At 61.9% G+C, this 11032-nt stretch carries 9 protein-coding genes and 1 pseudogene; 7 read left to right on the plus strand and 3 right to left on the minus strand.

Features of this window, described 5'->3' with window-relative positions; genetic code table 11:
- Both IQK56_RS23635 and lnt read left to right on the plus strand, forming a co-directional pair.
- On the plus strand, positions 1-840 hold the full coding sequence (locus IQK56_RS23635; RefSeq protein WP_005791724.1) for an HlyC/CorC family transporter: 840 nt from the start codon (positions 1-3) through the stop codon (positions 838-840).
- A gap of 8 nt (positions 841-848) precedes the next feature.
- Positions 849-2372 carry an apolipoprotein N-acyltransferase gene (lnt, locus tag IQK56_RS23640; protein ID WP_150676958.1) on the plus strand — a complete coding sequence of 508 codons (1524 nt, stop codon included), beginning with the start codon at positions 849-851 and terminating at the stop codon, positions 2370-2372.
- Positions 2373-2437: 65 nt separating this feature from the next.
- Here lnt and IQK56_RS23645 read toward each other — a convergent pair whose 3' ends face one another.
- The gene (locus tag IQK56_RS23645; RefSeq protein WP_193862191.1) at positions 2438-3199 is read right to left on the minus strand and encodes a YdcF family protein; all 762 of its coding nucleotides are present in this window, start codon (positions 3197-3199) and stop codon (positions 2438-2440) included.
- Positions 3200-3298: 99 nt separating this feature from the next.
- Entirely contained in the window at positions 3299-3616 is a 318-nt protein-coding gene (locus IQK56_RS23650; protein WP_122308027.1) for a hypothetical protein, read from the minus strand.
- A 261-nt stretch (positions 3617-3877) separates the two neighbouring features.
- On the opposite strand from IQK56_RS23650, the pseudogene leuS reads away from it, so the two are divergent.
- The 5 genes and pseudogenes from leuS (at position 3878) to IQK56_RS23675 (ending at position 9954) form a co-directional block, all read left to right on the plus strand.
- Positions 3878-6483 (plus strand): annotated as a pseudogene (gene leuS, locus IQK56_RS23655) (leucine--tRNA ligase).
- 88 nt (positions 6484-6571) lie between these two features.
- Complete coding sequence (locus tag IQK56_RS23660; protein WP_122308029.1) at positions 6572-7177, plus strand: LPS-assembly lipoprotein LptE; 606 nt, start codon at positions 6572-6574, stop codon at positions 7175-7177.
- Positions 7178-7216: 39 nt separating this feature from the next.
- Positions 7217-8254, plus strand: coding sequence for a DNA polymerase III subunit delta (gene holA / locus IQK56_RS23665; protein WP_193862192.1), 1038 nt, complete (start codon positions 7217-7219; stop codon positions 8252-8254).
- A 148-nt stretch (positions 8255-8402) separates the two neighbouring features.
- On the plus strand, positions 8403-8567 hold the full coding sequence (gene arfA / locus IQK56_RS23670) for an alternative ribosome rescue factor ArfA (RefSeq protein ID WP_099584677.1): 165 nt from the start codon (positions 8403-8405) through the stop codon (positions 8565-8567).
- Between the two features lie 61 nt (positions 8568-8628).
- Complete coding sequence (locus tag IQK56_RS23675) at positions 8629-9954, plus strand: lytic murein transglycosylase (RefSeq protein WP_122308031.1); 1326 nt, start codon at positions 8629-8631, stop codon at positions 9952-9954.
- A 115-nt stretch (positions 9955-10069) separates the two neighbouring features.
- On the opposite strand, the gene IQK56_RS23680 is transcribed toward IQK56_RS23675, so the two are convergent.
- Complete coding sequence (locus tag IQK56_RS23680) at positions 10070-10990, minus strand: S66 peptidase family protein (RefSeq protein WP_193862193.1); 921 nt, start codon at positions 10988-10990, stop codon at positions 10070-10072.
- Positions 10991-11032 lie beyond the last annotated feature (42 nt).

Genomic DNA, 11032 nt, shown 5'->3' on the forward strand with positions numbered 1-11032 from the left:
ATGAGCGAAGACCGATCGAGCAACGGGCAAAAGTCATGGCTGGGTAAACTGACCCAGGCTTTTGCCCACGAGCCGAAAAACCGCCAGGAGCTGCTGGAGCTGCTGCGCGAGGCCCACCAGAACAAGTTGCTGGACAGCGAAGCGCTGGCCATCGTCGAAGGCGCCATCCAGGTGGCTGACCTGCAAGTCCGGGACATCATGGTCCCGCGCTCGCAGATGATCAGCATCAAGGCGACCCAGACCCCACGGGAATTCCTCCCGGCCGTGATCGACTCGGCGCACTCGCGCTACCCGGTCATCGGTGAAAGCCATGACGACGTCATGGGCGTCCTGCTGGCCAAGGACCTGCTGCCGCTGATCCTCAAGGAGAATGGCGACAGCTTCAACATCAAGGACCTGCTGCGTCCGGCCACTTTCGTGCCCGAATCCAAGCGCCTGAATGTGCTGCTGCGCGAGTTCCGCGCCAACCACAATCACATGGCCATTGTGATCGACGAATACGGCGGCGTGGCTGGCCTGGTGACCATCGAGGACGTGCTGGAACAGATCGTCGGCGACATTGAGGACGAGCACGACGTCGAAGAAGACAGCTACATCAAGCCGCTGCCGAGCGGTGACTTCCTGGTCAAGGCCCTGACACCGATCGAGAACTTCAACGAGTTCTTCGACAGCGAATTCTCGGATGATGAGTTCGATACCGTTGGCGGCTTGGTGATGAGTGCGTTTGGCCACCTGCCAAAACGTAACGAGACCACTGAGATCGGCGCGTATCGCTTCCGCATCCTGAATGCGGACAGCCGTCGTATCCACTTGATCCGCCTGACTCCGATTGCCCGCTAAGGACTGACATGCGCCGTTTGATCGCACCCGGCTGGCCCGGTAACTTGCTGGCCGTGGTGGCCGGCGCCATCACCACCCTGGCGCTGGCGCCGTTCGATCTGTGGCCGTTTGCACTGGTCGCAGTCGCAGTGTTCTATATCGGCCTGCGGGAACTGACACCCCGTCAGGCCCTTGGACGTGGCTGGTGCTTCGGTTTCGGCCTGTTCGGCGCGGGGACCAGCTGGATCTACTACAGCATCCACCACTTCGGCGGCGCTTCGGTGCTGCTGGCGGGGTTCTTGATGCTGCTGTTCACCGCCGCCATTGCCTGGTTCTTCGCCCTGCCCGCCTGGCTGTGGGCGCGCTGGCTGCGCCGCAATGAAGCGCCGCTGGCGGATGCGCTCACGTTTGCCGCATTGTGGGTCGGCCAGGAAGCCTTTCGCGGATGGTTCCTCACGGGTTTCCCCTGGTTGTACTCCGGTTACAGCCAACTGGACGGCCCCCTCACAGGCCTGGCGCCAGTGGGTGGCATGTGGCTGATCTCCTTTGCCCTCGCGCTTACGGCAGCTGTGCTATGCAACTTGCCGCGCCTGCTCGCCAGTAAACACAATGGGTTTATCGGCGCGGGCCTGGTGTTGCTGGTCGCTCCCTGGGCCATTGGCCTGGCACTCAAGCATCACGCCTGGACCGCCCCGTCCGGAGCGCCGCTGACCGTGGCCGCCATCCAGGGCAACGTCGAACAAAGCATGAAATGGGACCCCGAGCAGCTCACTGCGCAGTTGGCGCTGTACCGCGACATGAGTTTCAGCTCCAAGCCCGTCGATTTGCTGGTGTGGCCGGAGACGGCGGTGCCGGTGCTCAAGGAATCCGTCGAGGGTTACCTGGGCATGATGGGCAAGTTCGCCGCTGACCGGCACACCGCGCTGATCACCGGCGTACCGATTCGCCAGGAAGTGCACCACCAGAAGCGCTACTTCAACGGGATTACCGTGGTGGGCGAAGGTGATGGCACTTACCTCAAACAGAAGCTCGTGCCCTTTGGCGAGTACGTTCCGCTGCAAGACATGCTGCGCGGACTGATTGCCTTCTTCGACCTGCCGATGTCGGACTTCGCCCGCGGCCCCGCCGACCAGGCGATGTTGCAGGCCAAGGGCTACCAGATAGCGCCGTTTATTTGCTACGAAGTGGTGTACCCGGAATTTGCCGCCGGCCTGTCGGCCCAGAGCGATCTGCTGCTGACCATCAGCAATGACACCTGGTTCGGCCGCTCCATCGGCCCGTTGCAGCACCTGCAAATGGCGCAGATGCGTGCGCTGGAAGCGGGCCGCTGGATGATCCGCGCCACCAATAATGGCGTGACCGGGCTGATTAATCCGTATGGCCAGATCACCGTGCAGATACCGCAATTCGAACGCGGCATTCTCTATGGGGAAGTGGTGCCGATGCATAACCTCACGCCGTACCTGCAATGGCGCTCGTGGCCGCTGATCATCGTGTGCCTGATATTGTTTGGTTGGGCACTGTTGGCCGGTCGAATGGCCAAAACCGTCTAACAGCCAAACACCGAAACAAATGTGGGAGGGGGCAAGCCCCCTCCCACATTTTTTGACTTGTGGTGTTATTGATAGAACAGCCGATACCCCACCTGCCCCACCGCCTCGTTAATCAACTGCCCGCTCTGCCATACCGACTTGAACTCCGGCATCCAGCCGCCCAGCGGCCGGGCATTGTCCACGCCCAAAAAGCCCACGGGTGCTGGCACCACCGTGAAACCGGCCTTTTCAAAACTCCACACTGAACGCGGCATGTGCCAGGCCTGGGTCACCACGACCACGCGCTTGATCCCCTCGGGCAAGAGAATCTCGGCACTCATCTGCGCATTTTCCCAGGTGGTGCGACTGCGCTCTTCCTTCCAACGTACCGTCACGCCGAAATCATCCTGCATCGACACCGCCATCAACTCGGCTTCGCTGGGCGGCGTGCCGTAGTGCAATCCGCCAGTGGTGAGCACCGGCAGGCCGGACGCCTTGGCCAGTCGGGCGGCATACCGCTGGCGCTCCAGGCCGACACCGGTAGGCTGGTCAGTGCCCCATGCGGGGTCCCCGCGCTCACGCCCGGAGCCCAGTACCACGATGGCATCGGCGCGCTGGGCCAACGTCGACCAGTCTTCACGCGCCAAGGGCGGTGAGGTTTCCAGAGCGCGCGCGCCCCACTCCACCGCCACCGGCAGGCTGATCAACCACATGCCGCCCAGGCCCAAGGCGAAGCAACATCCGGCCAAACGTGGACGGCTGCGACGAAACCACCAGGCAAGGGCCAGCAGCAGCAAAAGAATGCCGGGGGGCAGGAGCAGTTGTTTGATGAAATAACGAATAGGCATCGGGCATCTCCATAGATGCCCGAAGCCTAAGGTGTAACGGGGTTTAGCGACAATCTCTACAGTGACATAGCGCAATGGCGTGGTTCAGCGGGGAGTGAACTACTTGTAGCGGGCGGACCGGAATGTTTCCGGGCCACGACCGGCCGGCAAGTCCTTGAGCCACACCACCTTGGCAGAGTGCGTAGGCTCTTGGGCTGGCGGGGTTGCCACCCAAGGAGGCGCACTGCGCTTGTTGCGTTCCAGGTAAGCCTTGATCAGTTCCAGCTCCGCACGGCTCAACCCGCGCAGTTCCAACTCGACAGGCCGTTCATCACGCAATCGGCCCGCTGTTCTCGCTGCATCCAATGCACGACCCAATCGGTCGATCAGTCCTTCGTAGACTTCCGGTTTCTTTGCGATTCGCTGCGATTCGACCATCCCCTCACCTCATTGAAGAAAGACTTGCTCCCCAATAAACAGCGTAGTCCCCGTAGCTACGCCTGCCCGGCGCCGCGACAGACGGCCTCGGCTGCGCAATCAGGGTTTCCCTCGATAGAGTGGGGTCATGTATGCTACGGCGCTTCCTGTAACTCCACTTCCCGCAGGGTTTGGGCACGGACGCGCCGCTTTTTGGTGTCGAACCACCTGAACGTTGCACCGAAGAGGATTAGGCCACCCCTATCCAGTTCAAAAGTAGCCATGCACGAACAATATCAGCCCCGTGAAATAGAAAATGCCGCCCAAACCTTCTGGGACGAGCAAAAGTCCTTTGAAGTCAGTGAACAGCCGGGCAAGGAAACTTTCTACTGCCTGTCGATGTTCCCTTACCCCAGCGGCAAGCTACACATGGGGCATGTGCGCAACTACACCATCGGCGACGTAATTTCCCGCTACCAGCGCATGCTCGGCAAAAACGTTCTGCAACCCATGGGTTGGGACGCCTTCGGCATGCCGGCGGAAAACGCCGCGATGAAAAACAACGTGGCGCCCGCCAAGTGGACCTACGAAAACATCGCCTACATGAAGACCCAGTTGCGCAGCCTGGGCCTGGCGGTGGACTGGTCCCGTGAAGTGACCACCTGCAAGCCGGATTACTACCGCTGGGAACAATGGCTGTTCACTCGCCTGTTCGAAAAAGGCGTGATCTACCGCAAGAACGGTACCGTGAACTGGGACCCGATCGACCAGACCGTGCTGGCCAACGAGCAAGTCATCGACGGTCGCGGCTGGCGTTCCGGCGCGGTGATCGAAAAGCGCCAGATCCCGATGTACTACTTCAAGATCACCGCCTACGCGGATGAACTCCTGTCGAGCCTCGACGACCTGCCGGGCTGGCCTGAACAGGTCAAGACCATGCAGCGCAACTGGATCGGCAAGTCCAAGGGCATGGAAGTGCAGTTCCCGTACAACGTCGATTCCATCGGCGAAGCGGGCGCGCTCAAAGTCTTCACCACCCGTCCGGATACCCTGATGGGCGCGACCTACGTCGCCGTCGCTGCCGAACACCCGCTGGCCACCCTGGCCGCACAGAACAACCCAGAGCTTTCGGCGTTCATCGCCGAATGCAAAGGCGGCAGCGTGGCCGAAGCCGACGTCGCCACTCAGGAGAAAAAAGGCCTGCCCACCGGCCTGTTCGTCGAGCACCCGCTGACCGGCGAGAAGTTGCCGGTGTGGGTCGCCAACTACGTGTTGATGCACTACGGTGATGGCGCCGTAATGGCTGTGCCGGCCCACGACGAGCGCGACTTCGAATTCGCCACCAAGTACAACCTGCCGATCAAGTCGGTGGTACGCACCAGTTCGGGCGACACCAACCCAGCCCCATGGCAAGACGCCTACGGCGAGCACGGCACGCTGATCAACTCCGGCGAGTTCGACGGCCTGGACTTCGCCGCGCCTTCGACGCCATCGAAGTCGCCCTGATCAAGAAGAACCTCGGCGCCTCGCGCACCCAGTTCCGCCTGCGCGACTGGGGCATCAGCCGCCAGCGCTACTGGGGCTGCCCGATCCCGATCATCCACTGCGATACCTGCGGTGACGTGCCGGTACCGGAAGACCAACTGCCGGTCGTACTGCCGGAAGACGTGGTGCCGGATGGCGCCGGTTCGCCGCTGGCGCGCATGCCTGAGTTCTACGAGTGCAGCTGCCCGAAATGCGGCGCCCCGGCCAAGCGTGAAACCGACACCATGGACACCTTCGTCGAGTCCTCGTGGTACTACGCCCGCTACGCCTCGCCTCACTACGAGGGCGGCCTGGTGGAAAAATCCGCGGCCGACCATTGGTTGCCGGTGGATCAGTACATCGGCGGTATCGAACACGCCATTCTTCACCTGCTGTATGCGCGCTTCTTCCACAAGCTGATGCGCGACGAAGGCCTGGTGAGTTCCAACGAGCCGTTCAAGAACCTGCTGACCCAGGGCATGGTGATCGCCGAGACTTACTATCGCCGCGAAGCCAATGGCGCCTACACCTGGTTCAACCCGGCTGACGTCGAGCTTGAGCGTGACAGCAAAGCCAAGGTCATCAGCGCCAAGCTGATCGCCGACGGCCTGCCGGTGGAAATCGGCGGTACCGAGAAAATGGCCAAGTCGAAGAACAACGGCGTCGACCCACAGTCGATGATCGACCAGTTCGGCGCCGACACCTGCCGCTTGTTCATGATGTTCGCCTCGCCGCCTGACATGAGCGCCGAATGGTCCGACTCCGGTGTCGAAGGCTCGCACCGCTTCCTCAAGCGTGTCTGGCGCCTGGCTCACGCCCATGTCAGCCAGGGCCTGCCGGCCAAGCTGGACGTGGCATCCCTGAGCGACGAGCAGAAACTCATCCGCCGCAGCACCCACCTGGCCATCAAGCAGGCCAGCCAGGATGTGGGCCAGAACCACAAGTTCAACACCGCCATCGCCCAGGTGATGACGCTGATGAACGTGCTGGAAAAAGCCCCGCAAGCGACCGAACAGGACCGCGCCCTGGTACAGGAAGGCCTGGAGACAGTCACCCTGCTGCTGGCGCCAATCACCCCGCACATCAGCCACGACCTGTGGAGCCGTCTGGGCCACAGCGACGCGGTCATCGATGCGCGCTGGCCGGTGCAGGATGACAGCGCGCTGGTACAGGACACGCTGCAACTGGTGATCCAGGTCAACGGCAAACTGCGTGGCCAGATCGACATGCCGGCCACCGCCAGCCGTGAAGAAGTCGAAGCCGCCGCACGCGTCAACGAAAACGTGCTGCGCTTTACCGAAGGCCTGACGATCCGCAAAGTGATCGTGGTGCCTGGCAAACTGGTCAATATCGTCGCTAGCTAATCGGATCGGGCGCAGGGCTTGAGCCCTGCGCCGAACAAAGCCTTCAGGGCCTCGATAAGGCCCACATGGTTTCAAGGGGAGCAACAAAATGATCAAACGCAATCTGCTGGTTATGGGCCTTGCCGTGCTACTGAGCGCTTGCGGCTTCCAGCTGCGCGGCACCGGCACCAATGAACTGACGATCAAGGAACTGGATGTCAGCGCACGCGACGCCTACAGCGAAACCGTGACCCAGCTGCGCCAGGTCCTGGAAAACAACGGCGTACACGTCTACACCGGCGCAACCTACAAGCTGTTCCTGGCGAACGAGAAAGAAACCCAGCGCAACCTGAGCTACGCCAGCGCCGGCCGTGCGTCCGATATCGAACTGAGCAACGTGCTCAGCTTTGAAGTCCAAGGCCGTGATCACCTGCCATTGATGGGTGACAACATCCAGGTGCAGAAAATCGTCAGCCACGACGGCAACAACCTGGTCGGTTCGGATGCCGAAATCACCCAGGTGCGCCAGGAAATGCGTCGCGAACTGGTGCAACGCCTGGTCCTGCGCCTGTCGATGCTGACCCCGGAAAAGCTGGAAACCTTGCAGCAAGCCGCGGACAACAAGGCCAAGGCTGACGCCGACGCGCTTAAAGCCGCAAAAGAGTACGAAGACAACACGCCGAAACAGTCGCCTGTTGAAGTACCTGCCGAGTAAGCCAGACGGGGCGCCCCAGGCGCCCCGCTCTACCTGCCTATGAAACTCGCCCCCGCCCAACTCGCCAAACACCTGCAAGGTAGCCTTGCGCCTGTCTACATCGTCAGCGGTGATGACCCGTTGCTGTGCCAGGAAGCTGCCGACGCCATCCGTACCGCCGCCCGCCAGCAAGGCTTCGATGAACGCCAGGTCTTCAGTGCCGACGCCAGTTTCGACTGGGGCACGCTGCTGCAAGCCGGTGCGAGCATGTCGCTGTTCGCCGAAAAACGTCTGCTGGAACTGCGCCTGCCATCGGGCAAGCCCGGTGATAAAGGCGCGGCGGCACTGATGGAATACTGCTCGCGTCCCGCTGAAGACACGGTCTTGCTGATCAGCCTGCCCAAACTCGACGGCAGTGCGCAGAAGACCAAGTGGGGCAAGGCCCTGGTGGAAGGGACTCAGACCCAGTTCATCCAGATCTGGCCGGTGGACAGCAATCAGTTGCCGCAGTGGATTCGCCAGCGCCTGTCTCAATCGGGGTTGTCTGCCACTCAAGACGCCGTTGAGTTGATCGCCGCCCGGGTCGAGGGCAACTTGCTGGCCGCCGCCCAGGAGATCGAAAAACTCAAGCTGATGGCCGAAGACGGACAGATCACTGTCGAGACCGTCCAAGGCGCCGTGGCAGACAGCGCGCGTTTTGACGTGTTTGGACTGGTGGATGCAATCCTCAACGGCGAACCCGCCCACGCCTTGCGTATGCTCGAAGGCCTGCGCGGCGAAGGGGTGGAGCCGCCGGTGATTCTCTGGGCCCTGGCCCGTGAGTTGCGGGTCCTGGCCAATATTGCCCTGCAATACAGCCAAGGCACGCCGTTGGACAAGTGTTTCAGCCAGGCCCGGCCGCCGGTGTGGGACAAGCGCAAACCCCTGATGAGCAAAGCCCTGCAACGGCACACAGCGCAACGCTGGGCGCAGCTGTTGCTTGAGGCGCAGCGCATCGATGCGCAGATCAAGGGCCAGGCGGCCGGCTCGCCGTGGATGAGCCTCAGCCGTTTGTCGCTATTGATGGCCGGCCAGCGCCTGACACTTCCCGCCGAATAACACCTCTCTTAAAAACACTGCAAAACCAATGTGGGAGGGGCAAGCCCCCTCCCACACTTTTGATTGCGTTTACAATTCATGGGCTTTACAGCGGCCGAACTTCGGCAGATTATTTGCACCGCTTCCCTCCCCCAAGAGAGTCAAAACCATGAGCAAAAAGCCATCCAAGCATGGCCCCAACAAGGCCAAATCCATCATCGCCCAGCCACTGTTCCGAGCCCGTCAGGAACGCGCCGGCAAGGGCAAAGGCAGCTACCGCCGCGAAGCCTTCCAGTCTAATAGCTGGGAGGCTTCTTACTTTCTGGCTGCCTGAAGGCAAGCGCCCCTCCGGCATGATAAGGTCTGTGTCTGATTTGTAATCCCTGGACCTGTGCATGCCCTCTCGTCTTTCCCGTCATTGGCACCTTCGCCAATTGATCGCTGCCTCCAGCCTCATTCTGCTTGTCGCCTGCGCGGAAAAACCCACCGCCGCCGACGCTCAACCCCTGCCCAAACTCCAGACCGCACCCGTGGTAGCGCCCGCTGTCGTGGCCCCGCTGGCCGTGGATAACCTCGACATCCAACCGACCCAGACCTTCGCCGAATGGCAGGCCGGCTTTCGCGCACAAGCCCTGCAGGCCGGCATTACCGCCGCCGTGTTCGACAATGCGTTCGCCAATGTCACCCCGGACATGGCCGTGATCCGCGCCGACCGCAGCCAGCCGGAGTTTTCCCGCCCGGTGTGGGAATACCTCGACGGCGCCCTGTCGCCACTGCGCGTGCGTAATGGCCAGGCGTTGCTGATCAAGTACGCCGATATCCTGCAAAGCATCGAACAACGCTATGGCGTCGACCGCCAGGCGCTCGTCTCGGTGTGGGGCATGGAGAGTAACTTCGGCCAGTTCCAGGGCAACAACTCGGTGATCCGCTCCCTGGCGACCCTGGCCTACGAAGGCCGGCGCCCGGCCTTTGCCCAGGCGCAATTGCTGGCGGCCCTGCAGATCATCCAGCACGGCGATATCCAGGCCGACCAGATGAAAGGCTCCTGGGCCGGCGCCATGGGCCAGACCCAATTCATCCCGACCACCTACAACACCCACGCCGTGGACTTCGATGGCGACGGCCGCCGCGACATCTGGAACAGCCCGGCCGACGCCCTCGCCTCCACCGCGCACTACCTGCAAAGCTCCGGTTGGCAGAAAGGCCAGCCGTGGGGGTTCGAGCTGAAACAACTGCCGGCGAACTTCGATTACGCCTTGGCGGATGGCGGCACCCGCAAGACCGTCGCCGAGTGGCTGAAACTGGGTATCCAATTGCCGCCAGGCGCAAGCATGCCGGCCAATGTCGACCAGCTCTCCGCCGCCCTGCTGCTGCCTGCGGGCTATCGCGGCCCGGCGTTCCTGGTGCTGGATAACTTCCGTGCGATCCTCAAGTACAACAACTCGTCGTCCTATGCGCTGGCGGTTGGCCTGCTGTCGGAACGGTTTGGTGGCGGTGGCGTGATTCGTGGCGAATGGCCAAAAGATGAGCTGCCGCTGAGTCGCTCCCAGCGTATGGATTTGCAGACGGCGTTGAGTGCCAATGGCTACGACGCGGGCAACCCGGATGGGATCATCGGCGCCAACACCCGTAAGGCGATTCGTGCGGCGCAGCAGGCGCTGGGCTGGCCGGCGGATGGGTATCCGACCGTGAAGTTGCTGGAGTCCCTGCAAAACCGCTAGATCTGCTTATGGCGACTATTGCAATCGGGGGCCCCCTCCCACTTTTTGATTTGTGAATACATTCAAGTGTGGGAGGGGCTCGCCCCCGATTGCGGTTGAGCAGACACCAACAGATTCAGGGTTTGAACACCACATCCTGCTCCAACACCACCCGCTGTTCCCCCGCATCCAGCCGCACCACTGCGCCCATCGGCAGCGTCAGGTTCGGATCGCAATGTCCGCTGCGCCAGCCGCACAATACTGGAATGCCCAGAGGCTCGAAGGTCTGCTTCAGCAAGCGCTCCAGCGCACCGTTATCCACACCCGCCACATCACCGACCAGCACTCCCGCGACCAGGGCCAACTTGCCCGCCAGGCGCAGGTGCGTGAGCAAGCGGTCGATGCGGTAGATCGGTTCGTTGACGTCCTCGATAAAAAGGATGATGCCTTCAGCCTCCAACTCGAAAGGCGTGCCCATCACCGCCGCGATCATCGACAGGTTGCCCCCCAGCAAGCGCCCACAGGCGATGCCAGGCTCTATGGTGGTCAACGGGAACGCCACCGGGTGCGCGAGCACACTGCCGGCGCCGAGCTGGCCACGTAGCAGGCTGAACAGGGAGGACTCGGTGGGTGGCTGCTTGTTACCGAGCAGGTCGGCATTGAGCATCGGGCCGTGGAAGGTCACGAAGCCAGCGTAACGGTTGATCGCCAGATGCAGGGCAGTGATGTCGCTATAGCCTACAAACGGCTTGGGGTTGGCGCGGATCAGCTCGAAGTCCAGCGCGTCCAGCAATCGTGGCGTGCCATAGCCGCCGCGCAGGCAGAAGATGGCATCGATATCGGGATTGGCAAAGGCGGCGTGCAGATCGTTGAGGCGGACTTTATCGCTGCCGGCGAGGTAGCCGTCGCGCTCATAGACGCCGGGGAAAATTCGCAGGTCGTAGCCGCGGGTGCGCATCCATTGGCCGGCCTTTTCAACGTCCAATGCGGCGGGGCCGGCGGGGGCGATCAGGGCGATGGTGCCTTCAGGACGAAGGGCTGGAACGGCTGCTGTCATACACAACTCTCCCTCGTTAACGCGCAAAAAATGTGGGAGGGG

The organism is Pseudomonas cyclaminis, assembly GCF_015163715.1.
Taxonomy (GTDB): domain Bacteria; phylum Pseudomonadota; class Gammaproteobacteria; order Pseudomonadales; family Pseudomonadaceae; genus Aquipseudomonas; species Aquipseudomonas cyclaminis.

Bases quoted from the DNA above. Each gene is read 5' to 3' on its own strand.
- IQK56_RS23635 (WP_005791724.1), top strand. From the start codon at position 1: ATGAGCGAAGACCGATCGAGCAACGGGCAAAAGTCATGGCTGGGTAAA.
- lnt (WP_150676958.1), top strand. From the start codon at position 849: ATGCGCCGTTTGATCGCACCCGGCTGGCCCGGTAACTTGCTGGCCGTG.
- IQK56_RS23645 (WP_193862191.1), bottom strand. From the start codon at position 3,199: ATGCCTATTCGTTATTTCATCAAACAACTGCTCCTGCCCCCCGGCATT.
- IQK56_RS23650 (WP_122308027.1), bottom strand. From the start codon at position 3,616: ATGGTCGAATCGCAGCGAATCGCAAAGAAACCGGAAGTCTACGAAGGA.
- IQK56_RS23660 (WP_122308029.1), top strand. From the start codon at position 6,572: ATGATCAAACGCAATCTGCTGGTTATGGGCCTTGCCGTGCTACTGAGC.
- holA (WP_193862192.1), top strand. From the start codon at position 7,217: ATGAAACTCGCCCCCGCCCAACTCGCCAAACACCTGCAAGGTAGCCTT.
- arfA (WP_099584677.1), top strand. From the start codon at position 8,403: ATGAGCAAAAAGCCATCCAAGCATGGCCCCAACAAGGCCAAATCCATC.
- IQK56_RS23675 (WP_122308031.1), top strand. From the start codon at position 8,629: ATGCCCTCTCGTCTTTCCCGTCATTGGCACCTTCGCCAATTGATCGCT.
- IQK56_RS23680 (WP_193862193.1), bottom strand. From the start codon at position 10,990: ATGACAGCAGCCGTTCCAGCCCTTCGTCCTGAAGGCACCATCGCCCTG.